This window comes from Pseudonocardia zijingensis (assembly GCF_042657305.1).
GTDB classification, from domain to species: domain Bacteria; phylum Actinomycetota; class Actinomycetes; order Mycobacteriales; family Pseudonocardiaceae; genus Pseudonocardia; species Pseudonocardia zijingensis.
The window spans coordinates 61,852-85,577 of record NZ_JBHSKO010000028.1 but is presented as its reverse complement, the minus strand read 5'-3'; the positions used below and the strand labels follow the sequence as shown (position 1 = coordinate 85,577).

The following is a 23,726-nucleotide window of genomic DNA, read 5'->3' as shown; positions in this document are numbered from 1 at the left end:
CGTGCCCACGGAGCTCTCGGTCGGCCTCGCCGAGCCCGACCGCCAGCAGGGGATCGGTGTCGTCGCCCCGTTCGACTTCGCCCTCGACCGCGAGCTGTGGCGCTGGGCGCCCGAGGACGTGTCGCTCTACCTCACCCGCCTGCCGTTCTTCACCACCCCGGTCACCGTGGAGATGGCGGTGGCCTGCGGCGATCGCCGTGCCGTGCGGCGGGCCACCCGCGACGTGCTCACCCCCGAACCGGGGGTGGTGATCTACGCGTGCACGTCGGGCAGCTTCGTGGAGGGCGCGGCGGGCGAGGAGGTGCTCCGCCGCACGATGGAGGACGCGGGCGCGCCCGTCGCACGCACCACGTCGGGTGCCCTGATCGGCGCGCTGCGCGCCCTCGGGGTCTCCCGGCTGGCCATCGCCACCCCGTACGTCGAGCCGGTCACCCGCCGCCTCGTCGCCTACCTCGCCGAGCACGGCGTGAGCACCGTGTCGAGCGAGGGCCTCGGCCTGCTCGGCAACATCTGGCGGGTCAGCTACTCGGAGGTCGTCGAGGTCGTGCGCGCCGCCGACAACCCGGCGGCCGAGGCCTTGTTCATCAGCTGCACCAACGTGCCCACCTACGACCTCATCGAGCCCCTCGAGCAGGCGCTCGGCAAGCCCGTCCTCACCGCCAACCAGGTCACCATGTGGGCAGCGCTGCGCGCCATGGGCCGCGAGGCGGTGGGCGGGGGCAGCCTGCTCGCCACCCACGACCACCTCACACCAGGAGTCGCATGAGCGCCCCCACCGTCGGCATCCTCTACCCCGGCTACTCCGCCGAGGACGACTACCCGCTCGCCGAGTCGCTGCTGGACGGCCCGCGGCTCCCGCTGGTGCACACCCTCATGCGCGAGGACGCCCACCGCGTCGACGCGCTGCTCGACATCGGCGGCGACGACGTGCTGGCCGACGGCGTGCGCACGCTGGGCGGGTCCCTCGACTCCGTCGTCTGGGCGTGCACGAGCGGGAGCTTCGTATTCGGCTGGGACGGCGCGAGCGCCCAGGTCGAGGCGCTCGGGAAGGTCTCGGGTGTGCCGGCGTCGAGCACGTCGTTCGCGTTCGTGGACGCGTGCGCGCGGCTGGGCGTCTCCCGGGTCGCGATCGGGGCCACCTACCCCGACGACGTCGCGGAGCGGTTCGTCGCCTTCCTCGGCGTCGCGGGCATCGAGGTGCTCTCGCTCTCGGCCAAGGGCATCATCACGGCCGCCGAGGTCGGCACCCTGCCGCCGGAGACCGTGCTGGAGTTCGCCGCGGCGGCCGACCACCCGGACGCCCAGGCCGTGCTGCTGCCCGACACCGCACTGCACACCGTCGGCCTGCTCGACGCGCTGGACGCCCGCGTCGGCAAGCCGGTGCTCACGGCCAACCAGGTGAGCATCTGGCAGGGGTTGCGCCTCGCCGGGGCCGACACCCCGCGCACCGGCCTCGGTGCGCTGTTCGCCGGCTGACGGACGGGCGGGCGAACTCCGGAGGGGGAGCGGAACCGAATGAGCACTGTGGACCTGAGTGAACTGGAGCCGGTGGAGCGGCGGTCCACGGCCGCGATCGTCGCCGACCGGCTCCGCACCGCGATCATGCGCGGCACCTTTCCGCCCGGCACCCAGCTCGGGGAGGTCGAGCTCGCCGCGCGGCTCGGCGTGAGCCGGGGGCCGCTGCGGGAGGCGATGCAACGGCTCGTGGCCGAGGGGCTGCTGCGCAGCGAGCGCCACCGCGGCCTGTTCGTGCGCGAGCTGGGTGCCGAGGACGTCCGCGACGTCTACACCGCGCGCACCGCGATCGAGCGGGCCGCCGGACTGCTCCTGCTCGCGGGTGACCGCGCGGCCGCCGCCGAGCGGCTCACGGCCGCGCTGTCGCGGATGGAAGCCGCTGCCGCCGACCCCGTGGCCCTCGCCGACGCCGACCACGCCTTCCACGCCGAGTTCGTGGCGGCGTCGGGCAGCCCGCGCCTGCGCCGGATGGCCGAGACGCTGCTCGTCGAGACCCGGATGTGCCTCGCCGCGCTGCAGGAGACCCTGCCCCCGGCCGCCGCGCTGATCGCCGAGCACCGCGAGCTGTGCGACGCCGTGCGCGACGGCGACGCCGAGCGGATGGCCGCCGTGCTGGAGGCGCACATGGCCGACGCCGTCGCGCGGATCCTCGCGCCCGACGCGCCGGTTCCCGCCGTGCCGGCCTGACACCCACCCGAGGCTTGCCCGCGAGCCACCTCGCGTGCTTCCATCGGAGAGGATTGTCAACAATCAGACAAGATTGAGGAGTGGGCATGGCCCGTTTGTCCCCCGCGCTCAAGCAGGCGACGCCCGTGCAGGTCGCCCGCGGCGAGGGCGTGCACGTGTACGACCTCGAGGGCCGCCGCTACCTCGACTTCACCGCCGGGATCGGGGTCACCAGCACCGGGCACTGCCACCCGCGGGTGGTCGCCGCCGCCCAGGAGCAGGTCGCCACCCTCATCCACGGCCAGTACACGACCGTCATGCACCAGCCGCTGCAGCGGCTCGCCGAGCGGCTGGGCGACGTGCTGCCCGCCGGCCTGGACAGCGTGTTCTTCATGAACTCCGGCAGCGAGGCCGTCGAGGCGTCGGTTCGGCTCGCCCGGCAGGCCACCGGACGGCCGCTCGTGGTCGCGTTCGAGGGCGGGTTCCACGGCCGCACGATGGGCGCCGCCGCGCTCACCACGTCGGGCGCGAAGATCCGGGCCGGGATCGGCCCGCTCATGGGCGGCGTCGCGTTCGCGCCGTTCCCCTACGCGTTCCGGTACGGGTGGAGCGAGGACGAGGCAGTCGCGTTCTGCCTCCGCGAGCTCGACCGGCTCCTCATCACCGCCGCGCCCGCGTCGGACGTCGCCGCGTTCGTCATCGAGCCGGTGCTCGGCGAGGGCGGGTACGTGCCCACGCCGCCCGCGTTCCTCGCCGGGCTGCGCGAGCGGGCCGACGCGCACGGCATCCTGCTGATCGCCGACGAAGTGCAGACCGGGTTCGGACGCACCGGGAAGTTCTGGGGCCACCAGCACGCCGAAGGCATCACCCCGGACGTCCTGATCACCGCGAAGGGCCTCGCGAGCGGGTTCCCGCTGTCGGGCATCGCGGCGAGCGAGGAGCTGATGGCCAAGGCCTGGCCGGGCTCGCAGGGCGGCACCTACGGCGGCAACGCGGTGGCCTGCGCCGCGGCGCTCGCCACGCTCGACGTCATCGAGTCCGAGGGGCTCGTCGCCAACGCCGCCGAACAGGGCCTGCGCCTGCGCGACGGTCTGCAGAAGGTGGCGGCCGACCACCCGGGCATCGCCGACGTCCGCGGGCTCGGGCTCATGGTCGGCAACGAGTTCTGCACGCCCGACGGCGCCCCGGACACCGTGGCCGCCACCCGCGCCCACGCCGCCGCGGCGGACAAGGGCCTGCTGCTGCTCACCTGCGGGCCGCACGGCAACGTGGTCCGGATGATCCCGCCGCTGATCGTCACCGCCGAGCAGGTGGACGAGGCCGTGGGGCTCTGGGCGGAGGCGGTCCGCGCCTGACCGAAGGGGGTCGTGAGTGGATACGAGTGCCCGAGCACTCGTATCCACTCACGGGCTCGGGTGGGCAGCGGCTAGCGTGGTCGCCATGTGTGATGGCGGCCAGGCGGGCGAGGCGCAGGCAAGCGCCCCGCGGCCCGCGGAGGGCACCGCGCTCGACCCGATCGCGCTGCAACCCGTCGACGAGGTGCGGATCACCACGCTCGTCGACAACGTCTACGACGGCCTGCTCACCGGCGACGACCGCGTCACCAGGGCGGAGTTCGGCAGCGGGCGGGTCACCGCGGCGCAGTTCGAGGAGGGCGGCACCGACGCGGGCATGCGGGCGGAGCACGGTTTCGCCGCGCTCGTCGCGGTCCACCGGGGCGCGACCACCACCACGCTCCTGTTCGACACCGGCCTGTCGCCCGACGCCGTGGTCGTCAACTCCGACCGGCTGGGCGTCGACCTGTCCGCGGCGCAGGGGATCGTGCTCAGCCACGGCCACTTCGACCACGCCGGTGGACTTGCCGGCCTCTCCGGGCGGCTCCGGCGCGGCATGCCGATGGTGGTGCACCCCGCCGCGTGGACGCGCAGGCGACTGGCCCCGCCGAACCGGGAGATCTTCGACCTGCCCACGCTGAGCAGGCGCGCCCTGGGGGGCGAGGGCTTCGAGGTGGTCGAGCGCCGCGAGCCGTCCCTGCTGGTGGACGGCAGCGTGCTGATCACCGGGGAGGTCGACCGCACCACGGAGTTCGAGCGCGGGATGCCCCCGGCCCACCAGGCCTGGACCGGCGCCGGGTGGGAGCACGACCCGCTCGTGCTCGACGACCAGGCGCTCGTCGTACACGTCCGCGACCGCGGGCTCGTGGTGCTCACCGGCTGCGGTCACGCGGGAGCGGTCAACATCGTCCGGCACGCCCGGCGGCTCACCGGCGTCGACCGGCTGTACGCGCTGCTGGGCGGTCTGCACCTGTCCGGTCCCGCGTTCGAGCCGGTGATCCCGCCGACGATCGACGCGCTCACCGAGCTCGCCCCGGCGATGGTGGTGCCGGCGCACTGCACCGGCTGGCGCGCGCAGCACGCCCTGGCCACCGCGCTGCCGGACGCGTGGTTGCCCGGCAGCAGCGGCAGCACCTACCGCATCGCGGCGTGACGGAACGCTCTACTTGCGCACGGGGGAGATGTTCAGGCTCATCCCGGCGAGGCCGCGGGAGCGCACCGTGAGCTTCTCCGCCACCGCGCGCAGGGCCTGCGCCGACGCGCTCTCCGGCTCCGCGAGCACGATCGGGGTGCCGGAGTCGCCGCACTCGCGCAGCCGCGGCTCCAGCGGCACCTGCCCGAGCAGCGGCACCGGGGCGCCGAGCGCCCGGGTGAGGGAGTCGGACACCGTCTGACCGCCGCCCGAGCCGAACACGTCCATGCGGGTGCCGTCCGGCAGCTCCATCCAGGACATGTTCTCGACCACACCGGCCAGCCGCTGGCGCGTCTGCAGCGCGATCGAACCCGCGCGCTCGGCCACCTCGGCGGCCGCCATCTGCGGGGTGGTGACCACCAGCAGCTCGGCGTTGGGCACGAGCTGCGCCGTGGAGATCGCGATGTCGCCGGTGCCCGGCGGCAGGTCGAGCAGCAGGACGTCCAGGTCGCCCCAGAACACGTCGGCGAGGAACTGCTGCAGCGCGCGGTGCAGCATCGGGCCACGCCACACGACGGCGTCGTTGCCCGGGGTGAACATGCCGATCGAGATCACCTTCACGCCGTGCGCCTGCGGCGGCATGATCATGTCGTCGACCTTGGTGGGCCGGTCGGCCGTGCCGAGCATCCGCGGCACCGAGTGGCCGTAGATGTCGGCGTCCACCACCCCGACCTTCAGACCCTTCGCCGCCATCGCCGCGGCCAGGTTGACCGTGACCGACGACTTGCCGACCCCGCCCTTGCCCGACGCCACGCAGTACACGCGGGTGAGCGAGCCCGGCTGCGCGAACGGGATCACCGGATCGGCCGCGTCGCCCCGCAGGCTGCGGCGCAGCTCGTGGCGCTGCTCGTCGCTCATCACGTCGAGCTCGACCTCGACCCCGCTGACACCGGCGACCTTCGAGACCGCCGCGGTGACGCGCGACGTGATCGTCTCGCGCATCGGGCAGCCGGCGACCGTGAGGTAGACGCCGACGCGCGCGCGGCCGTCCGGGGCGATGTCGACGCCCTTCACCATGCCGAGGTCCGTGATCGGCTTGTGGATCTCGGGGTCCTCGACGGTGGCGAGCGCGGCCCGCACGGCCTGCTCGACGGTGCTGGTGCTCTCGGTGGTGGACATCAGGGGATCCGCTGGACCTTCCATCGACGGCGCGACGCTGCCGGGTGCGGCTGCCCGCACCCACTGTCCACTGTACGTCGGGGCCCGCCGGGAACCTCCCCGCGGACGGGGTCTGCGCAGGGCCGGGAAGCACGCCGGAGCGCAGCAGAGGCGGATGAACGTAGCATCTTCGCCCGTGACGGACTCGGGGGGCACGGTGGTGGAGGACGACGTCTCGGTGAAGCGGAGGCGCACGGGGCCGACATCAGCGCAGATGGCGGCGTGGCGGGCGTTCCTGCGCGCCCACGCGGCGCTCACCAGGGCGCTCGAGGCGGAGCTGCTCGCCGAGCAGGACCTCCCGCTCGCCTCCTACGACGTGCTCGTCCAGCTGGCCGAGGCGCCGGGGAGGCGGCTGCGGATGACCGAGCTCGCCGACGCCGTCCTGCTGTCGCGATCGGGGGTCACCCGACTCGTCGACCGGCTCGAGAAGGGCGGGCTCGTGGCCCGCTGCCCGGTGGAGACCGACGGGCGCGGCGTCGCCGCCCGGCTCACCGACGCCGGGCTCGACCGCCTGCGCACGGCGTCGCGCACCCACCTGCGCGGCGTCGCCACCTACTTCGGCGACCGGCTCGACGACGCCGACCTGGGCGTGCTCGAACGGATCAGCCGCCGCCTCGCCGACCAGCGCCCTTGACCCGCTCGGGCGCGGGGGGCGCCCCGAGCCGGTCGCAGAGCTTGTCCAGCTCGCTGCGCAGGTAGTCGCGCGTCGCCACCTCGCCCACCGCGATCCGCAGCGCCGCCAGCTCGCGTGCCAGGTACTCCGTGTCGGCCTTCGTGCGCTCCGCGCGGGCGCGGTCCTCCTCCAGCGAGATGCGGTCGCGGTCGTCCTGCCGGTTCTGCGCGAGGAGGATCAGCGGCGCCGCGTAGGCGGCCTGCGTGGAGAAGGCCAGGTTGAGCAGGATGAACGGGTAGGGGTCCCAGCTGCCGATCCACGCGGTGAGGTTCAGCACGATCCACACGGCGACCACCACCGTCTGGATCGCGAGGAACCGCCCCGTGCCGAGGAACCGGGCCACCTTCTCCGACAGCCGGGCGAACCACTCCGGGTCGACCTCGAACCGGGTGCGGCCCAGCACCGGCTGGTCGAGCCTGCGGTGGGTGGTGATCTCAGGCATTGTCGGGTTGCCTCCGCTCCGCCCCGGCGGGCTCGGTGCTGTCGTCGGGATCGGTCAGCCGGTCGCGCCAGTCCGGCGGGAGCAGGTGGTCGAGCACGTCGTCCACCGTCACGGCGCCGAGCAGGTGCTCCTCCGCGTCCACCACCGGGCCAGCCACCAGGTTGTAGGCCGCGAAGTAGCGGGTGACCTCGCCGAGCGTCGCGTCGGGCGACAACCGGGCGAGCTCCGTGTCGACGACCCCCGCCACCAGCTCGAACGGCGCCGCCCGCAGCAGCCGCTGGGCGTGCGCGCAGCCCAGGTAGCGCCCGGTCGGGGTCTCCGTGGGCGGCCGGCACACGAACACCATGCTGGCCAGCGCGGGCGGGATGTCCGGGTTGCGGATGCGGGCCAGCGCCTCGGCCACCGTGGCGTCCGGGCGCAGGATCACCGGCTCCGGGGTCATGAGCCCACCAGCCGTGTCCGACGAGTAGCTCATCAGCCTGCGCACCGGCTCCGAGTCCTCCGGGTGCATCAGGGCGAGCAGCGCGTCGGACTCGGTGTCGGGGAGCTCGTGCAGCAGGTCGGCCGCGTCGTCGGGGGACATCGCCTCGAGCACGTCGGCGGCGCGCTCCGGGGAAAGGTGCGCGAGCAGCGCGCGCTGGTCGGACTCGGACAGCTCCTCGAACACGTCGGCGAGCCGCTCGTCGTCCAGCCCGTCCACGACCTCGTGCTGGCGCTTCTCCGGCAGCTCCGACAACGCGGCCGCGACGTCAGCGGGCCGCATCGACTCGAACACCGCCAGCAGGCCCTCGGTGCCCTGCCGGTCGGTCAGCGAGAGCCCGGTGACGGCGCGCCACGGCACCACCTGCACCGGCTCGCGCCGCCCGAGCCGGTGGCGCCGCACGCGCACCGCGAGCCGTCCGACCACCCAGTCGCGGGAGCGGGTCGGCTCGATCGCGGCGTCGACCACAACGGCTTCCGAGCCGTCCTCCACCAGCCGCACCCGCGCGTCGAGCATCTGGCCCACCAGCAACGCCTCGTTGGGGCGCTGCGCGAACCCCCGCAGGCTGACCGAGCCCGTGGCGAGCGTGACGGCGCCGGGGTCGATCGCGGTGACCCGCAGCATCGGCACGAAGATGCGCCTGCGCGTGGCGAGCTCCACCACCATGCCGAGCACCCGCGGCGGGTTCGAGTCGACGCGCAGGGCGGCCACGAGGTCGCGCACCTTGCCGATGCGTTCCCCGTCCGGGCCGAACACGGCGAGACCGACCAGGCGTGCGACGAAGACCCGGTCGATGCCCATGGGCGGAGCCTAAGGTGCATCCACCCAGGTCTGAGAGCCCAGTCACCTCGGAGTCGCAGATGCAGTCGGTCGTGTCAGCATCGCGCCATCCGCGCCGCACTCGACGAGGAGTAGTCCCGTGACCACGTCCCAGCTCCGCGCCCGCCGGTCCTGCCTCGCCGTTCCGGGGTCCAGCCAGAAGTTCATCGACAAGGCCCGGACCCTGAACGCCGACCAGGTCTTCCTCGACCTGGAGGACGCCTGCGCCCCGCTGGCCAAGCCGGGTGCCCGCAAGACGATCGTCGAAGCGCTGAACGAGGGCGGCTGGGGCGAGAAGATCCGCGTGGTCCGCGTGAACGACTGGACCACCGAGTGGACCTACCGCGACGTCACCGAGGTCGTGGAGGGCGCCGGCGCCAACCTCGACGCGATCATGCTGCCGAAGGTGCAGACGGCCGAGCAGGTCGTCGCCCTCGACCTCCTGCTCACGCAGATCGAGAAGGCCATGGGCTACGAGGTCGGCCGGATCGGCATCGAGGCCCAGATCGAGAACGCGCTGGGCCTCACCAACGTCAACGCGATCGCCACGGCCTCCCCGCGCGTCGAGACGATCATCTTCGGCCCGGCCGACTTCATGGCCTCGATCAACATGAAGTCGCTGGTGGTGGGCGAGCAGCCCCCCGGGTACGACGTGGGCGACGCCTACCACCACATCCTCATGAGCATCCTCATGGCCGCCCGGGCACACGACAAGCAGGCCATCGACGGGCCCTACCTGCAGATCAAGGACGTCGACGGCTTCCGCAGGGTGGCCGGCCGCTCCGCCGCACTCGGCTTCGACGGCAAGTGGGTGCTGCACCCCGGCCAGATCGACGCGGCCAACGAGACCTTCTCCCCGCGCCAGGAGGACTACGACCACGCCGAGAACATCCTCGACGCGTACGAGTGGTACACGTCCGAGGCCGGCGGCAAGCGCGGCGCCGCGATGATCGGCGACGAGATGATCGACGAGGCCAGCCGCAAGATGGCGCTGGTCATCGCCGGCAAGGGCCGCGCTGCGGGCATGCAGCGCACGGACCGCTGGACGCCGCCGGAGGCCTGACCGGCCTCGGCCGCCCGGTGGCCTCGCACAGCGGTTGCAGTCGGTGTGTGGGCGCCGGTGATGGTGTGAGCGCGGGCCTGTCGGGCCCTCCTCGGATGCTGGCACACCGGTTGTGGTGCTGGCACATCGGTTGCAGTCGGTGTGTGAGCGCTCGTCGCGGTGTGTGAGCCCCGCCGGGTGCTCATCGGAGCGCTCGCACATCGATGGTGGGGCCTGCTCGGTGGGCGCGCGGTGCGGAGGCCGGTCCGACGGGCATGATCGCGGCTCTGGCGCGTTCGCGGGCGTTTTCGACCCGGGAATGCACCAACTCTCTGATCATGGGCCTGGAGAGGGCCGATATCCGGTTCCGGGTCATCGATCAAGGGGAGATGGTCGTTGGACGATCTTCGGGAGCGACCATTTCGCCTTGATCGCCACGAGAGTTCGCTTTCGGCCCGTCGTCCCGGGGCGACCGCCTCCTGGTGGCGCCGCGCGCCAACACGGCAGGCCCTGGCCTGCCCGCGAAGCCTGCTGGAGGGGCGGCCCCCGCAGACTGCGCGGCGCCACCATGAGGCCTCGCGCCATCGTTGCGGGGCCTCAGCGAGGGGGCTCAGGGCACATCGGTTGCAGGCGGTGTGTCGACACCGACACCCGTGGTGGTGTGTGAGCGTCGCGGAGGGCTCGTCCGGGCCGCTGGCACATCGGTTGTGGTGCTCGCACATCGGCTGCAGTCGGTGTGTGGGTGCCAGTGGTTGTGTGTGAGCGCTCGCATGCCGGGGTGTGTCGCGGCTCTCGTGGCCGATGGCGGTGCGTGTGCGGGCGTTCACAGCGAAATGCCGGATCCGCGGGTGATACTGCCCGGTAACTCGCCCAGCGTCGGGAGGACGTTCGATGGCCAAGCTCGCCCAGACCGCCGGTCTCACCGAGATCCAGCAGGAGATCCTGGCGACCGTCCGCACCTTCGTGGACAAGGAGATCCTCCCGCACGCCACCGCGCTGGAGCACGCCGACGCCTACCCGCAGGACATCGTCGACGGGATGAAGGAGATGGGCCTGTTCGGGCTCACCATCCCGGAGGAGTTCGGCGGGCTGGGGGAGTCGCTGCTGACGTACGCGCTGGTCGTGGAGCAGATCGCCCGCGGGTGGATGAGCGTCTCCGGGGTGATCAACACCCACTTCATCGTGGCGTACATGATCAACCAGCACGGCACGCCGGAGCAGAAGCAGCGCTACCTGCCGCGGATGGCCACCGGTGACGTGCGCGGCTCGTTCTCGATGTCCGAGCCCGACCTCGGCTCCGACGTCGCGGCCATCAAGACGAAGGCCGTGCAGGACGGGGACGACTTCGTCGTCGACGGCGCGAAGATGTGGCTCACCAACGGCGGCACGTCGAACCTGACGGCCGTGCTGGTGCGCACCGACGAGGGCGCGCCCAAGCCGCACCAGAACCTCACGACGTTCCTGGTGGAGAAGCCCACCGGGTTCGGCGAGGTCGCGCCCGGGCTGATCGTGCCGGGCAAGATCGACAAGATGGGCTACAAGGGCGTGGACACCACGGAGCTGGTGTTCAAGGGCTTTCGCGTGCCGGGTGAGCAGATCCTCGGCGGCAAGCGGGGCGGCGGCTTCGCCCAGATGATGGACGGCGTCGAGGTCGGACGGGTCAACGTGGCGGCGCGCGGGTGCGGCATCGCGATCCGCGCCTTCGAGCTCGCCGTCGAGTACGCCCAGCAGCGCTCGGCGTTCGGCAAGCCGATCGCCGAGCACCAGGCCATCGCGTTCAAGCTCGCGGAGATGGCCACCAAGGTGGAGGCCGCCCACCTGATGATGGTCAACGCGGCGCGCCTCAAGGACGCGGGCACCCGCAACGACGTCGAGGCAGGCATGGCGAAGCTGATGGCCAGCGAGTACGCCGCCGAGGTCACGCAGGAGTCGTTCCGCATCCACGGCGGCTACGGCTACTCGAAGGAGTACGAGATCGAGCGTCTCATGCGCGAGGCGCCGTTCCTGCTCATCGGCGAGGGCACGTCCGAGATCCAGAAGACGATCATCAGCCGGGGTCTGCTGCGGGAGTACAAGCTGCGGTAGGGGCGGCTGACCCGTCTCCTGTTCCTCTGCCGGGCGCGCGGTGTTCCGTCCTCCATGTGATGATCGTCGGAATGGGCACTTCGTCGCTGGTCCGCGCGTTGACATGATGTGGGCTCGAGAGTTCGAGGGAGCCCAGACTTCGAGGAATGAGGAGGCCCCGTGACTACTCCGTTCGGCGGCCCCGCGCGCACCGCGCCCGGACTGCCCAACCTGCCGACCCCGCCCACCGGGTGGCCGGTCGGTTCCTACGCCACGTACGAGGAGGCGCAGCGGGCCGTCGACCACCTCGCAGACTCCGACTTCCCGGTGCGGGACGTCACGATCGTCGGTGTCGACCTGATGTTGGTCGAGCGCGTGATCGGCCGGCTCACCTGGGGCCGGGTTCTCGCCTCGGGTGCGGCGTCGGGCGCGTGGTTCGGTCTGTTCGTCGGTCTGCTGCTGAGCCTGGTGAGCCAGGGCGGCACGTCGTTCGGGCCGATCCTGCTGGGCCTCGGCTTCGGTCTCGTGTTCGGGCTGATCTTCGCGGCGGTCACCTACGGCCTGTCCCGAGGGCGCCGCGACTTCCAGTCGGTGAGCCAGCTCGTCGCGGGTCGCTACGACGTCCTCTGCCAGCCGCGCAACGCCGAGAAGGCCCGTGAACTGCTGGCCAAGCTGGCCATGAGCGGGGGCCCGGCCTAAATCCACCTTGTGGTTCCCCTAACCCTCCCCCTAGCGATTGCGGCTGCCCCCTCGCCCGCATAAGTTCTGATCACCGGCCACTGGCCGTGATCAGTGTCACACTTGCGGGCGACGACGCCTGGTCGTCCGCGCTCTCGGGACGGAGAAACGCATGGGGGAGCCGGTCAATTCGACGCTCCGGCGGTCACGCGGGCGACCGCTCGCCGTGGCGACCTGCGGGCTCCTGGTCGCCGCCGCGGTGGCCGGGTGCAGCTCGGGCCCGGCCGGGCCACCGGTGCTCAACTTCTACACGCCCGCCGACAACGCCACCGGGTACGCGGCGGGGGCCGAGGCGTGCACCGAGGCGGCGAACGGCCGCTACGTCGTGACGCAGCAGACCTTGCCGAAGGCCGCCGACGACCAGCGGCTGCAGCTCGCCCGCCGCCTCGTCGCCGGTGACTCCGAGGTCGACCTCGTGGCCATGGACGTCACCTGGACCGCGGAGTTCGCCGAGGCGGGGTGGATCGAACCCTGGCCGGAGCAGGCCGCGGCGGCCATCGAGCAGGGCACGCTCGAGGGACCGCTCGAGACGGCGCGCTACCAGGGACAGCTGTGGGCGGCGCCGCTGAACACCAACACACAGCTGCTCTGGTACCGCACGGACCTGGCTCCGCAGCCCCCGCAGACCTGGGACGAGATGATCCAGATGTCCGAGGCGCTGCACGACCAGGGCCTGCCCTCCTACATCGAGGTGCAGGCGGCGCAGTACGAGGGCATCTCGGTCTGGTTCAACACGCTGCTCACCAGCGCGGGTGGCCAGCTCGTCTCCGAGAACGGCGACGTGCTCGTCGACGACGGCGACGCCGCCCGCAAGGCCACGTCGATCATGCAGCGCGTGGGGAGCTCGCCCGCGGGCGACCCGTCGCTGTCGGTGGCCCAGGAGAACGACGGGCGCCTGCAGATGGAGGCCGGACTCGCGGCGTTCCAGGTCAACTACCCGTTCGTGAACGCCTCGATCAACACCCCGCCGCCGGACGGCGGTGGCGGCGGCACGTTCATCGACGAGCAGGGGCGGCCGACCGCGGAGGACACGGGCCGGCGCGTCGTGGACGTCTTCGCGTGGGCGCCCTACCCGCGGGTCGACCCGGACAAGCCCGCCACGGTGACGATCGGTGGCCTGAACATCGGTGTGAGCACCACCGGCGGCAACCAGGACCTGGCGTTCGAGGCCGCGCAGTGCCTGCGCAACCGGGAGAACCAGCTCACCAACGCCACCGAGGGCGGCGTGCCCCCGACGCTGTCTGAGCTGTACGACGACCCGGCGTTCCAGGCCGAGTACCCGGCGTGGGAGGCCATCCGCGACTCGCTGGAGAGCGCGAGCGTGCGGCCGAAGACCCCGGCCTACACGAGCATCTCGATCGTGCTCGCCGACCTGCTCAACCCGCCCGCGCAGATCGATCCGGACACGATCGTCCCGCGGATGGCGACCGAGGTCGAGCGGGCCGTGAACTCGGAAGGACTGGTGCCCTGATGACTGCTGCGAGCACGGCGCCGGCCGCAGAGGTCGAGACCTCGCCCCGCGGGCCGAAACACCGGGGCAAGCCTCCCCTGTCCGAGGGGGCCCGCGCCGAGCGGAAGCTGGCATTCCTGCTCTGCGCCCCGGCCGTGATCATCATGGTGGCGGTCACCGCGTACCCGATCGCGTACGCGATCTGGCTGTCCCTGCAGCGCTACGACCTGCGCTTCCCCGCCGACCGCGCGTTCGCCGGGCTCTCCAACTACGTCGCGGTGCTCACCTCGGGGTACTGGTGGAGCGCGTTCGGCATCACGCTGCTGATCACCGTGATCTCGGTGGCGATCGAGTTCGTGCTCGGTCTCGCGCTCGCGCTGGTGATGCACCGCACGATCCTCGGGCGCGGCCTCACCCGCACCGTGGTGCTGATCCCGTACGGCATCGTCACCGTCGTCGCGGCGTTCAGCTGGCAGTTCGCGTGGACGCCGGACATCGGGTACCTGGCGAACATGCTGGCGGAGGGCAGCGCGCCGCTCACCGGGCAGGCGTCGGCGATCGTGCTGATCATCATCGCCGAGGTCTGGAAGACCACGCCGTTCATGGCGCTGCTCCTGCTCGCCGGGCTCGCGCTCGTGCCGGACGACCTGCTGAAGGCCGCTCAGGTCGACGGCGCGGGGCCGTGGCAGCGGCTCACCCAGATCATGCTGCCGATGATGAAGCCCGCGATCCTCGTGGCGCTGCTCTTCCGCACGCTGGACGCGTTCCGCATCTTCGACAACATCTACATCCTCACCGGCGGCTCGAACGGCACCGGCTCGGTGTCGATGCTGGGCTACAACAACCTGTTCCGCGCGTTCAACCTCGGCATCGGGTCGGCGATCAGCGTGCTGATCTTCATCTCGGTAGGGCTGATCGCGTTCATCTTCATCAAGCTGTTCGGCGCCGCGGCGCCGGGCTCGGAGACCGAGGGGAGGCGCTGACATGGCCGTCGCGACCACCGGATCGGCGAAGAGCAAGTGGGCCGTGGCCAACACGCTGGTGCTGATCTACGCGCTCGTCCCGGTGCTCTGGATCGTCAGCCTGTCGTTCAAGCCGGCGAGCACCATCACCGACGGGAACTTCATCCCGCGCGAGTGGACGCTCGAGAACTACACCCAGGTGTTCGGCGTCTCCCTGTTCACCAGCGCGCTGATCAACTCGATCGGCATCGCGATCATCGCCACCGTGCTGTCCGTGGTGATCGGCACGATGGCGGCGTACGCGATCGCCCGATTGCGGTTCCCCGGCAAGGGCCTGCTCGTGGGCATCTCGCTGCTGATCGCGATGTTCCCGCCGATCTCGCTGGTGAGCCCGCTGTTCGACATCGAGCGGGCCCTCGGGCTGTTCGACACGTGGCCGGGCCTGATCCTGCCCTACATCACGTTCTCGCTGCCGCTGGCGATCTACACGCTCTCGGCGTTCTTCCGCGAGATCCCGTGGGAGCTGGAGAAGGCCGCCAAGATGGACGGGGCCACCCCGCTGCAGGCGTTCCGGTCGGTGATCGTGCCGCTGGCGGCGCCGGGCGTGTTCACCACCGCCATCCTGGTGTTCATCTTCTGCTGGAACGACTTCCTGTTCGCGCTCTCGCTCACGTCCACGGAGCGCTCGCAGACGGCCACCGTCGCGATCGCGAACTTCACGGGCGCGAGCGAATTCGCCGAGCCGACGGGATCGATCGCGGCAGCGGCCGTGCTGCTCACGATCCCGATCATCATCTTCGTGTTCTTCTTCCAGCGGCGCATCGTCGCCGGCCTGACCTCCGGTGCAGTGAAGGGCTGAGAAAGTGGCTGACATCGTCCTGGACCACATCACCAAGCGGTACCCCGACGGCACCATCGGCGTCGACGACGCGAACTTCGAGATCGCCGACGGCGAGTTCATCATCCTGGTCGGCCCGTCCGGCTGCGGGAAGTCGACCACTCTCAACATGATCGCCGGGCTCGAGGACATCTCCGACGGCGAGCTGCGCATCGGCGGCGAGCGCGTGAACGAGAAGGCGCCCAAGGACCGCGACATCGCGATGGTGTTCCAGTCCTACGCGCTCTACCCGCACATGACCGTGCGGGAGAACATGGGCTTCCCGCTCAAGCTCGCCAAGGTCGACAAGGCGGAGATCAACCGCAAGGTCGAGGAGGCCGCGAAGATCCTCGACCTCACCCAGCACCTTGACCGCAAGCCCGCCAACATGTCCGGCGGGCAGCGGCAGCGCGTGGCCATGGGCCGCGCGATCGTCCGCAGCCCGAAGGCGTTCCTGATGGACGAGCCGCTGTCCAACCTCGACGCCAAGCTGCGCGTCCAGATGCGCACGATGGTGTCGAAGCTGCAGCAGCGGCTCCAGACCACCACCGTCTACGTCACCCACGACCAGACCGAGGCGATGACGCTCGGCGACCGGATCGTCGTGATGCGTGGCGGCAAGATCCAGCAGATCGGCTCGCCGCAGCACCTCTACGAGGAGCCGGCCAACCTGTTCGTCGCCGGGTTCATCGGCTCGCCCGCGATGAACTTCCTGCCCGCCACGCTCGAGGACGGCCGGTTCCGCACCGGCCTCGGCGACATCCCGCTCGCCGACGAGCTGCGCCGCTCCCTCGAGGCGCGCGACGCACCCCGCCAGGTGATCGTCGGCATCCGGCCCGAGCACTTCGAGGACGCCGCGCTGCTGGAGGAGCACCAGCGGGCCCACGGCACGGTGTTCAACGCCGAGGTGGACGTGCTCGAGTCGATGGGATCGGACAAGTTCGCCTACTTCTCGGTGGAGGGCGAGCAGGCGATGTCGGACGACCTCGCCGACCTCGCCGCGGACGCGGGCACCGCCGACGTGCCGGGTGGTGACGCGGGCACCCTGGTCACGCGGCTGTCCGCCACGTCGCGCGCCACCGAGGGCCAGAAGGTCGACGTCTGGGTGGACACGAGCAAGATCCAGGTCTTCGACCCGGGCAGCGGCCGCAACCTCACCACGGCCGAGGCGGCCCCCGTGGCCGCGGGCTGATCCCACGCGCTCGACCGAGGAGGCTCCACCGGCACCACACCGGTGGAGCCTCCTCGGCGTTCCGGGCGGCGCGTCAGGTGCCGGGAGCCGAGCGCAGGCGCTCGATCACCTCGTCGTCCCAGCGGTGCGTGCGCATCAGGCGGTAGCGCTGGCAGGACAGCTGCAGGTAGGCCTCCGCCTCGGTGCGGTCGCCGATCAGGTCGGCCTGCTGCATCATCCGCACCACCGGCCGGTACTCCTCGGCGTACCAGCGCCGGGCCACCGTCTCCCGGTCGAGGAACCGGCCCTCCTGCTGCATCAGCCGGAACCCCCACGCCTCCACGGTCTCGCTCAGCTCGGCGTAGGACCACGGCGTGGTGACGAGGATGGTGGCGAGCGCCGGCCCGGGCAGCGGCACCCGGTCGAGGAACACGCGGCGCAGGTCCTTGCTGATGAGGTCGCCGCGGCGCGAGATGCCGGTGGCGTCGATCCGCGTGGTGACCTCGGTGACGTAGGCCTCGATCGTGCGCAGGCCCAGCGCGTGCGCCACCGAGACGCGGTGGTGCCCGTCCTTGACGAAGTGAAGCTCGCCCACGCGGTAGACGTCGATCGGCGGGATCGGCTCGCCGCGGCGCTGCGCCCGCGCGAGCCGTTCCCAGCGTTCCCGGCTGCGACCCGACCGCGGACGGAACCGGCGGTCGAAGTCGCGGGTGCGGTCGACGCTGCCCACGATCGAGTCCAGGTCGATGACCTGCAACCCCAGCTTGCGCTCGCCCGTGCGCCCGAGCGCGGCCACGACCTCGTCGAACGGCAGCACCTCCGAGACGTCGTCCGGCTCGCGGCGCAACCACGCCGCCAGCCGCGAGAGCACCTGCCTGCGGCGCGCGCGCAGGAAGTCGTGCTCCGCGTCGACGGTGGGGAACCCGGTGTCGGCCATGCGGTCTACAGCTCCAGGATCCGTCGTCCCACGACGTTCACCACGCGGGTGTTCCCGATCACCCGGTCCGGAACACGCTCACCGTACGGATGGATGTGCCCGTGCACCAGCAGGCGCGGCTGCAGTGCGCACACCACGTCGTGCAGGCACTCGAAGCCGTGGTGGGGCGGGTCGGAGCGGTCGCCGCAGCCCCGCGGCGGGGCGTGGGTGAGCAGCACGTCCACCGGCCTGCCGTCGGCCCGGGTGCACCGCTGCGCGGCCCGCACGAGCCGTCGGGCCCGCCGGGCCTGCTGGGCCTGCGTCCACTGGTTCGGCCCGGGCCGGTAGCGCACGCACCCGCCGAGGCCTGCCACGCGCACGCCGGCCACGTCGACCACCCGGCCGTCGGCGTCGACGTACCCGGCCGGGCCGGGCCAGCGCGCCGGCATCCCGGCCCGCGTCCACAGCCCGGCGCGCTGCGAATAGCCCGAGATGTCGGGGTCGTGGTTGCCGGGCACGAGCACGCCGGGCCGGTCGACCTCGTCGCAGATCTCGGCCAGGTAGTCGAAGGGCAGGTCGCCGGCCGCGACGACCAGGTCGACACCGAGTCGCCGGGCCCGGCCGGCGCAGAGCCCGGCCTCGATCTCGTCGCTGACGGCAAGTGCGCGCACCACCCCGTTCAGGCTACGGAACCCGCGACGTGCCGCCGGAAATGAGACAGGATGCGAGGCGTGACTCCGAAGCCAGGGCCGATCGAGCGGGGCGGGGTGGCACGCTCGTTCGACACGCACGCACGGACCTACGACAAGCTCGTCGGCTCGAATCCCGGCTACCACGAGCACCTGAGACTCACGACCAAGCGCATGGGCCTGCCCGACCGCGGCGCAGGCCTGCGACTGCTCGACGTCGGCTGCGGAACGGGTGCCTCCACCGCCGCCCTGCTCGACGCCGCACCGGAGGCCGAGATCACGGCGGTGGACGCGTCCCACGAGATGCTCGCGCAGGCCCAGCGCAAGACGTGGCCGCGCACCGTCCGGTTCGTGCACGGCAACGCCGAGAACCTCGCGATGAGCGGGATCGTCGGGCCCTTCGACGGGATCCTCGCCGCCTACCTGCTGCGCAACCTGGTGCACCGCGACGCGGCGCTGCGCCAGTTCCACCGCCTCCTGCGCCCCGGGGCGCCGATCGCGCTCCACGAGTACTCCGTGCGGGACTCGCTGCGCAGCCGCGTCGTCTGGACCACCGTCTGCTGGGGCGTGATCATCCCGATGGCGCGCGTCCGCGCCGGCTCCACCGACCTCTACCGTTACCTGTGGCGCAGCGCGCTGCAGTTCGACGGCGTCGCGGAGCTCAAGAAACGGCTCGCCTCCGCAGGCTTCGAGGACATCCGCGTGCAGACGGTGCCCGGCTGGCAGCAGCACATCGTGCACACCTTCCTCGGGCGCCGGCCCGCTGACCCCGCCGGCGTCGCCCCCTCCGTGGCCGAGGTGACCGTCGACCCCGATGCCCCGACACCCGCCGAGGGCATCGACGTGACGAGGCCACCCAGCTGAGCGCGCATTTCGGCCCACCGAACGCGAGACTCGCGCACCGGTGGGGGACTCGGCCGCCAGGGTGGGGGACTCGCCACCCTGGGCGCGAGTCTCGCGTTTCGTGGCCTGAGATGCGCATTTCGTGGCCTGAGTTGCCCGTCTCGGTGGGGGAAATCTGCATTGCGGGCGGCTAGTACCGTGGCTCTCGTGCACCGGATGTACCCGATCACCCCGCCGCCCCGCTCCTAGCGGGGCCGTCTCCGTCGCCGCCCGTGCACCGGGCGGATCGTTCCGGGCCTGATCGGCCCCGCTCAGCGACCATTCCCCTTCGTCGCAGGAGCGCCTACACCCGTGTCCACCGTTCGCACCACCCCGTCCTCCGGGGTGTCCTCCCTCGTCCTCGCCGGTGTCCTGTGGGGCACCGGCGGTCTGCTCGGCAGCCTCTTCGGCCAGGTGGCAGGCCTCTCGTCGCCCGCCGTCGCGGCCTACCGGCTCGCCGTCGGTGGCCTGATCCTGCTCTGCTGCCTGTTCGCCACCGGGGGGCGCCTGCCGCGCACCCGGGCGGCCTGGGCCCGCATCGTGGCCACGGGCCTGCTCGCCGCGCTGTTCCAGGCCGCCTACTTCACGGCCGTCTCCCTCACGTCCGTGAGCGTGGCGACGCTGGTGACGATCGGCTCGTCGCCGGTGCTCGTCCTGCTGGCCCGCCCGCGCAGTGCCACCCGGCGCGGGGTACTCGCCGTCGGGCTGGCGGTGCTCGGCCTCGTCCTGCTCGTGGGCGTTCCCGCCGACGGCGGACCGTCCGCCGGTGCCGCGCTCGCCGGGGCGGCGTGCGCCCTCGTGGCCGCGGCCGGGTTCACGGCGATGTCGCTGCTCGGGGCCCGCCCCGTGCCCGGTCTCGACGCCATGAAAACGACCGGCGCGGGCTTCACCGTGGGCGGTGCGGTGCTGCTGCCGGTGGCCGCCGCGGTGTCGGGGGCGGGGTTCGCGCCGACACCGGCGTCGGTGGGGCTGCTGCTCGCGTTCGGCCTGGTCCCGACCGCGATCGCCTACACGCTCTACTTCCGCGGCCTGCGCACCGCGCCCGTGGGCGTGGGTGTGCTGATGGCGTTGCTCGAACCCCTGACGGCCGCGGCGCTGGCGGCGGTGCTCCTCGGCGACCGGCTCGGGTTCTCCGGGGTCGCGGGCGGGGTGCTGCTCGCGGTGGCGCTCGTGCTGACCGCCCGCGGTCAGGCCCGCGCCCGGAGGGCGTAGCGGCGCTCCGCGTACGCGATGTCGTCGCGCCACAGGCGCCGGGCCGCCACGCCCATCAGCGGCCGCAACGCCGCGGCGACGCGCCGCGCGTGCACGAAGCCCGGACGGTCGGAGTGCGCCACCACCGCCTCGATCACGGCGGTGCGGGGCAGGCCGTCCGGGCCCGGCCGCAGCGGCGTGGCGTGGGTCTCGACCACCGACCCGCTGCCCTCGCCGTCGACGATCTCCATCGTGATCGTGCGCGCGTCGGGGCAGCTGAACTCGGCGCGGACGGGCACGCCGAGGCGGCGCCCCACCGTGAACGTCACCTCGACGAGAAAGCGGTCCTCTGCGGGCGGGCAGTCCGGCGGCGGCGCGCTGAGCACGCGCAGCGCGGTGAACGAGTACGGGTGGAACCAGGCGCCGTGCCACGGGTCGAGGCGGTTGGCGATGACGTCCTCCGGCTCGCACCGCCCGATCACGGTGGCCACGGCAGGCACGCTGCGGTCGGCGGGCGGGCGCGGGCCCAGCACCGGTGCCCCGGACGGCTCCACGCCGGGCTCGTCGAGACGCACCCACGCGAGCACGCCGTCGTCGTGCGCGGGCAGGGTGCGCCAGCCCGGCCGCCCCTCCGCACCGAGCGCGAGCCCGTGCCAGCGGCACACCAGCTGCCCGCGGTGCACCGGAGCGTCGCAGAGCGCGGCACCGAGGTGCGGGCACGCGCCCGGGCCGACGTGCAGCGCACCGGCATCGTCCCGCCAGGCCACGAGCTCGCGCCCGGCGACGACGCAGCCGAACGCGCGCCCGGGGCGTACCTCGCGGCTGCCGGCGAGCACGTACCAGCCGCCGGCGGAGCGGGCCTGTGCCCGCCCCAGCGCGGCGCGGATGAGACCCGGCTTGGCATCGGCCCACGTCGGCACCTGGTCGGCCCAGCGCGGGCGCTGCAGCAGCCGCAGCGGGTTGAGCGGTCGGCGCTCGGTCACCCCCGTGAGGTTAACCACCCGGTCGTGATCCGGCCCGCTCGACGAGTGCGCCTCTCACGTCTTCCTGCGGCGCCGGAGGACGAAAGGCGCGCCGCCGATCACCACCAGCGCGGTGACGCCGCCCCCCGGATGAGCCCGCCACGCCGGACCCATCCGAGCACACGGACGCGCTCAGAGCCACTGGTTGCGTCGGAACACCCGGAAGAGCGTGAGACAACTGGCGATGATCATGACCCACACCATCGGGTAGCCGTACGTCCAGTGGGTCTCGGGCATGAAGTCGAAGTTCATCCCGTAGATGCCCGCGATCATCGTGGGCACCGAGATGATGGCGACGTACGCGGTGATCTTGCGCATGTCGGTGTTCTGCCGCAGCGTGATCTTGGCGAGCGCGGCGTCGATCAGCGTGGTGAGCAGCTCGTTGAACCCGGCGATCCGCTCGGTGACGGTGACGAGGTGGTCGTCGACGTCGCGGAAGTAGGAGCGGACGTCGTGCGGCACGAGCGAGCTGTAGCCCTCGGTGAGCTTGCGGACGGGCTGTGCGAGCGGCACCACCGCGCGCCGCAGCTCCAGCACCTCGCGCTTGAGGACGTAGATCTGCTCGGAGTCGACCGTGGAGCGCGGGGCGAAGACCCGGGTCTCCATCTCCTCGATGTCGTCCTCGATGGCGGCCGTGACCTCGAGGTAGCTGTCGACGACGTGGTCGGCGATGGCGTGCAGCACGGCGGCGGGCCCGAGCGCGAGCTGCTCGGGGTCGTCCTCGAGCGCGCGGCGCACGTCGCGCAGCGAGGAGTGGTCGCCGTGGCGGACGGTGATGACGAAGTCGGGGCCGAGGAAGACCATCACCTCGCCCGTCTCGACGATCTCGTGCTCGGCGCCCTCGGCGGGCCGCCCGCGGTAGCAGACGGTCTTGAGCACCATGAAGAGCATGTCGTCGTAGCGCTCCAGCTTGGGGCGCTGGTGGGCGTGCACGGCGTCCTCGACGGCGAGCTCGTGCAGGCCGAACACGTCGGCGATGCCGGTGATCTGCTCCTCGTCCGGCTCGTGCAGGCCGATCCAGACGAAGGTGTCGCCGCCACGCTCACGGACCTCGGCGAAGGCGCGCTCGTGCGTCCATCGCCCGGGCAGGCGCTTGCCGTCGGCGTACACGGCGCAGTCGACGACGTACGCCGAGATCGGGACGCGCAGCTTGTTCGACAGCACGGTGTCGCGCCGGACCTGGCGCTGGGCGCGGATGGCGGGGCGAAGGGCAGACAGGGGCGGCACGACGTACCTCCTGGACTCGATCGGGAACGCCACGAGCAGAGCTCGGGGCGGCGCGCGTGGAACTTCGCGCCCCCGACCGGGGAGACCGTCAGCCGATCACCGTGCCGGGAGCGCGGCGACTACTGCATCCGGGTGCCGTCGGCACCGCGCTCACCTCCTTCAACGGTGTGTGCAGGGCCATGTCCGTGAACAGCGGACACAGCCGGTCCACCGACTAGATTACCCCTACTGTCCTGTGCATCGGCGATGGAGGCGGCAGCGTTGCAGTTCGGCCGGTATTACGAGGAGTTCGAGGTCGGCGCGGTCTACAAGCACTGGCCGGGCAAAACGGTCACCGAGTACGACGACCACCTGTTCTGCCTCCTCACCATGAACCACCACCCGCTGCACCTGGACGCCCACTACGCGGGTGAGACCACCGACTTCGGCCGAAACGTGGTGGTGGGCAACTACATCTACTCGTTGCTGCTCGGCATGTCCGTGCCCGACGTCTCCGGCAAGGCGATCGCCAACCTCGAGATCGAGTCGCTCAAGCACGTCAAGCCGACGTTCCACGGCGACACGATCTACGGCGAGACCGAGGTGCTCGGCAAGACCGAGTCGAAGTCCAAGGACGACCGCGGCGTGGTGCACGTCGAGACCCGCGGGTACAAGCAGGACGGCACCGTGGTGTGCACGTTCCGGCGCAAGGTCATGGTGCCCAAGCGCTCGTACGGCGAGGCCCGCGGCGGGGAGCAGCCGGCCCGCCCGGAACCGAAGGCCCAGTAGGCGTCAGCGGGGGAGGGCGTCCCACTCGCGCAGCGTCTCGTACAGCAGCGGCACCAGCGGGAGCGCGAGCAGCGCGGCCTCGTCGCACCACCGCGCGTCGAGCGCGTCGTCCCCCGCCCGGAGGGTGCCGCCCACCACCCGGCACCGGTAGTCCGCGATCTCGAACGGGCCCCGGCGCACGCGGCCGACAAGATCACCCGGTTGGACCACGAGGCCGGTCTCCTCCTCCATCTCCCGGACCAGCGCGGCTGCGTCGTCCTCCCCCTCCTCGACGCGGCCGCCAGGGAGCGACCACAGCCCCCTGCCTGGGGCGTTGGCCCGCCGGACGAGCAGCAGCCTGCCCTCGTCGTCGTACGCGACTGCCCCCACACAGGGGATGATCTCCTCACCCAATGTCATCAACGGCGACGATAGAGGCCCGCACGCCGGATACCCTGGACACGATCG

The 23,726-nt window shown here is 72.0% G+C and carries 24 protein-coding genes; 16 read left to right on the top strand and 8 right to left on the bottom strand.

Annotated features, from left to right (window positions below):
• Position 1: 1 nt before the first annotated feature.
• The 5 genes from ACFPL3_RS35790 to ACFPL3_RS35770 all read left to right on the top strand — a co-directional run bounded on the left by ACFPL3_RS35790 (position 2) and on the right by ACFPL3_RS35770 (position 4,668).
• Positions 2–766, top strand: coding sequence for a maleate cis-trans isomerase family protein (locus tag ACFPL3_RS35790; RefSeq protein ID WP_343947078.1), 765 nt, complete (start codon positions 2–4; stop codon positions 764–766).
• Entirely contained in the window at positions 763–1,476 is a 714-nt protein-coding gene (locus ACFPL3_RS35785) for a maleate cis-trans isomerase family protein (RefSeq protein ID WP_343947077.1), read from the top strand. Before ACFPL3_RS35790 ends, ACFPL3_RS35785 begins: the two co-directional genes overlap by 4 nt.
• A gap of 39 nt (positions 1,477–1,515) precedes the next feature.
• Positions 1,516–2,202: a GntR family transcriptional regulator gene (locus tag ACFPL3_RS35780; RefSeq protein ID WP_343947076.1), complete on the top strand. Its 687-nt coding sequence runs from the start codon at positions 1,516–1,518 to the stop codon at positions 2,200–2,202.
• 86 nt (positions 2,203–2,288) lie between these two features.
• On the top strand, positions 2,289–3,536 hold the full coding sequence (locus tag ACFPL3_RS35775; RefSeq protein WP_343947075.1) for an aspartate aminotransferase family protein: 1,248 nt from the start codon (positions 2,289–2,291) through the stop codon (positions 3,534–3,536).
• 85 nt (positions 3,537–3,621) lie between these two features.
• Positions 3,622–4,668: an MBL fold metallo-hydrolase gene (locus ACFPL3_RS35770; RefSeq protein WP_343947074.1), complete on the top strand. Its 1,047-nt coding sequence runs from the start codon at positions 3,622–3,624 to the stop codon at positions 4,666–4,668.
• 9 nt (positions 4,669–4,677) lie between these two features.
• On the opposite strand, the gene ACFPL3_RS35765 is transcribed toward ACFPL3_RS35770, so the two are convergent.
• Positions 4,678–5,826, bottom strand: coding sequence for an Mrp/NBP35 family ATP-binding protein (locus ACFPL3_RS35765; protein ID WP_343947073.1), 1,149 nt, complete (start codon positions 5,824–5,826; stop codon positions 4,678–4,680).
• 253 nt (positions 5,827–6,079) lie between these two features.
• Here ACFPL3_RS35765 and ACFPL3_RS35760 point away from each other — a divergent pair, with 253 nt between their 5' ends.
• A complete protein-coding gene (locus ACFPL3_RS35760; RefSeq protein WP_343947099.1) occupies positions 6,080–6,499 on the top strand; it encodes a MarR family winged helix-turn-helix transcriptional regulator in 420 nt (139 codons plus the stop codon).
• Here ACFPL3_RS35760 and ACFPL3_RS35755 read toward each other — a convergent pair.
• Together ACFPL3_RS35755 and ACFPL3_RS35750 are read right to left on the bottom strand one after the other, a co-directional pair.
• A complete protein-coding gene (locus tag ACFPL3_RS35755; protein WP_343947072.1) occupies positions 6,468–6,980 on the bottom strand; it encodes a DUF1003 domain-containing protein in 513 nt (170 codons plus the stop codon). The two genes, ACFPL3_RS35760 and ACFPL3_RS35755, sit on opposite strands and share 32 nt — an antisense overlap.
• Entirely contained in the window at positions 6,973–8,262 is a 1,290-nt protein-coding gene (locus ACFPL3_RS35750; protein ID WP_343947071.1) for a magnesium transporter MgtE N-terminal domain-containing protein, read from the bottom strand. The genes ACFPL3_RS35755 and ACFPL3_RS35750 overlap by 8 nt, the downstream gene beginning before the upstream one ends.
• A gap of 118 nt (positions 8,263–8,380) precedes the next feature.
• Here ACFPL3_RS35750 and ACFPL3_RS35745 point away from each other — a divergent pair, with 118 nt between their 5' ends.
• From ACFPL3_RS35745 to ACFPL3_RS35715, 7 genes are all read left to right on the top strand, one after another.
• Positions 8,381–9,343, top strand: a complete 963-nt coding sequence (locus ACFPL3_RS35745; RefSeq protein ID WP_343947070.1) for an HpcH/HpaI aldolase/citrate lyase family protein — start codon at positions 8,381–8,383, stop codon at positions 9,341–9,343.
• Between the two features lie 870 nt (positions 9,344–10,213).
• Positions 10,214–11,407 carry an acyl-CoA dehydrogenase family protein gene (locus ACFPL3_RS35740; RefSeq protein ID WP_343947069.1) on the top strand — a complete coding sequence of 398 codons (1,194 nt, stop codon included), beginning with the start codon at positions 10,214–10,216 and terminating at the stop codon, positions 11,405–11,407.
• A gap of 159 nt (positions 11,408–11,566) precedes the next feature.
• Positions 11,567–12,085, top strand: coding sequence for a general stress protein (locus ACFPL3_RS35735; RefSeq protein ID WP_220259117.1), 519 nt, complete (start codon positions 11,567–11,569; stop codon positions 12,083–12,085).
• 151 nt (positions 12,086–12,236) lie between these two features.
• Positions 12,237–13,595, top strand: coding sequence for an ABC transporter substrate-binding protein (locus ACFPL3_RS35730; RefSeq protein WP_343947068.1), 1,359 nt, complete (start codon positions 12,237–12,239; stop codon positions 13,593–13,595).
• Complete coding sequence (locus ACFPL3_RS35725) at positions 13,595–14,557, top strand: carbohydrate ABC transporter permease (RefSeq protein WP_343947067.1); 963 nt, start codon at positions 13,595–13,597, stop codon at positions 14,555–14,557. Before ACFPL3_RS35730 ends, ACFPL3_RS35725 begins: the two co-directional genes overlap by 1 nt.
• A gap of 1 nt (position 14,558) precedes the next feature.
• Positions 14,559–15,395, top strand: a complete 837-nt coding sequence (locus tag ACFPL3_RS35720; RefSeq protein ID WP_343947066.1) for a carbohydrate ABC transporter permease — start codon at positions 14,559–14,561, stop codon at positions 15,393–15,395.
• Between the two features lie 4 nt (positions 15,396–15,399).
• The gene (locus ACFPL3_RS35715) at positions 15,400–16,605 is read left to right on the top strand and encodes an ABC transporter ATP-binding protein (protein WP_343947065.1); all 1,206 of its coding nucleotides are present in this window, start codon (positions 15,400–15,402) and stop codon (positions 16,603–16,605) included.
• A 73-nt stretch (positions 16,606–16,678) separates the two neighbouring features.
• Here the strand turns inward: ACFPL3_RS35715 and ACFPL3_RS35710 are convergent, their stop codons facing one another.
• A complete protein-coding gene (locus ACFPL3_RS35710; protein WP_343947064.1) occupies positions 16,679–17,521 on the bottom strand; it encodes a ParB N-terminal domain-containing protein in 843 nt (280 codons plus the stop codon).
• A gap of 5 nt (positions 17,522–17,526) precedes the next feature.
• The gene (locus tag ACFPL3_RS35705) at positions 17,527–18,174 is read right to left on the bottom strand and encodes a metallophosphoesterase family protein (protein WP_343947063.1); all 648 of its coding nucleotides are present in this window, start codon (positions 18,172–18,174) and stop codon (positions 17,527–17,529) included.
• Positions 18,175–18,231: 57 nt separating this feature from the next.
• Between ACFPL3_RS35705 and ACFPL3_RS35700 the strand changes: the two genes are divergently transcribed.
• The gene (locus ACFPL3_RS35700; RefSeq protein ID WP_343947062.1) at positions 18,232–19,053 is read left to right on the top strand and encodes a class I SAM-dependent methyltransferase; all 822 of its coding nucleotides are present in this window, start codon (positions 18,232–18,234) and stop codon (positions 19,051–19,053) included.
• 330 nt (positions 19,054–19,383) lie between these two features.
• Positions 19,384–20,283: a DMT family transporter gene (locus tag ACFPL3_RS35695; RefSeq protein ID WP_343947061.1), complete on the top strand. Its 900-nt coding sequence runs from the start codon at positions 19,384–19,386 to the stop codon at positions 20,281–20,283.
• Here ACFPL3_RS35695 and ACFPL3_RS35690 read toward each other — a convergent pair.
• Complete coding sequence (locus ACFPL3_RS35690) at positions 20,259–21,245, bottom strand: DUF5914 domain-containing protein (protein ID WP_343947060.1); 987 nt, start codon at positions 21,243–21,245, stop codon at positions 20,259–20,261. The genes ACFPL3_RS35695 and ACFPL3_RS35690 overlap by 25 nt on opposite strands.
• 171 nt (positions 21,246–21,416) lie before the next feature.
• The gene (gene corA, locus ACFPL3_RS35685; RefSeq protein ID WP_343947098.1) at positions 21,417–22,481 is read right to left on the bottom strand and encodes a magnesium/cobalt transporter CorA; all 1,065 of its coding nucleotides are present in this window, start codon (positions 22,479–22,481) and stop codon (positions 21,417–21,419) included.
• 291 nt (positions 22,482–22,772) lie between these two features.
• On the opposite strand from corA, the gene ACFPL3_RS35680 reads away from it, so the two are divergent.
• Positions 22,773–23,279 carry a MaoC family dehydratase gene (locus tag ACFPL3_RS35680; protein WP_343947097.1) on the top strand — a complete coding sequence of 169 codons (507 nt, stop codon included), beginning with the start codon at positions 22,773–22,775 and terminating at the stop codon, positions 23,277–23,279.
• 3 nt (positions 23,280–23,282) lie between these two features.
• On the opposite strand, the gene ACFPL3_RS35675 is transcribed toward ACFPL3_RS35680, so the two are convergent.
• Positions 23,283–23,678, bottom strand: coding sequence for an NUDIX hydrolase (locus ACFPL3_RS35675; protein WP_343947059.1), 396 nt, complete (start codon positions 23,676–23,678; stop codon positions 23,283–23,285).
• Positions 23,679–23,726 lie beyond the last annotated feature (48 nt).

What these genes read in the sequence shown, in the direction of transcription:
- ACFPL3_RS35740 (WP_343947069.1), top strand. Translation starts at nt 10,214, where the DNA reads ATGGCCAAGCTCGCCCAGACCGCCGGTCTCACCGAGATCCAGCAGGAG.
- ACFPL3_RS35760 (WP_343947099.1), top strand. Translation starts at nt 6,080, where the DNA reads ATGGCGGCGTGGCGGGCGTTCCTGCGCGCCCACGCGGCGCTCACCAGG.
- ACFPL3_RS35780 (WP_343947076.1), top strand. Translation starts at nt 1,516, where the DNA reads ATGAGCACTGTGGACCTGAGTGAACTGGAGCCGGTGGAGCGGCGGTCC.
- ACFPL3_RS35730 (WP_343947068.1), top strand. Translation starts at nt 12,237, where the DNA reads ATGGGGGAGCCGGTCAATTCGACGCTCCGGCGGTCACGCGGGCGACCG.
- ACFPL3_RS35770 (WP_343947074.1), top strand. Translation starts at nt 3,622, where the DNA reads ATGTGTGATGGCGGCCAGGCGGGCGAGGCGCAGGCAAGCGCCCCGCGG.
- ACFPL3_RS35725 (WP_343947067.1), top strand. Translation starts at nt 13,595, where the DNA reads ATGACTGCTGCGAGCACGGCGCCGGCCGCAGAGGTCGAGACCTCGCCC.
- ACFPL3_RS35675 (WP_343947059.1), bottom strand. Translation starts at nt 23,678, where the DNA reads ATGACATTGGGTGAGGAGATCATCCCCTGTGTGGGGGCAGTCGCGTAC.
- ACFPL3_RS35785 (WP_343947077.1), top strand. Translation starts at nt 763, where the DNA reads ATGAGCGCCCCCACCGTCGGCATCCTCTACCCCGGCTACTCCGCCGAG.
- ACFPL3_RS35755 (WP_343947072.1), bottom strand. Translation starts at nt 6,980, where the DNA reads ATGCCTGAGATCACCACCCACCGCAGGCTCGACCAGCCGGTGCTGGGC.
- ACFPL3_RS35720 (WP_343947066.1), top strand. Translation starts at nt 14,559, where the DNA reads ATGGCCGTCGCGACCACCGGATCGGCGAAGAGCAAGTGGGCCGTGGCC.
- ACFPL3_RS35710 (WP_343947064.1), bottom strand. Translation starts at nt 17,521, where the DNA reads ATGGCCGACACCGGGTTCCCCACCGTCGACGCGGAGCACGACTTCCTG.
- ACFPL3_RS35765 (WP_343947073.1), bottom strand. Translation starts at nt 5,826, where the DNA reads ATGTCCACCACCGAGAGCACCAGCACCGTCGAGCAGGCCGTGCGGGCC.
- ACFPL3_RS35750 (WP_343947071.1), bottom strand. Translation starts at nt 8,262, where the DNA reads ATGGGCATCGACCGGGTCTTCGTCGCACGCCTGGTCGGTCTCGCCGTG.
- ACFPL3_RS35775 (WP_343947075.1), top strand. Translation starts at nt 2,289, where the DNA reads ATGGCCCGTTTGTCCCCCGCGCTCAAGCAGGCGACGCCCGTGCAGGTC.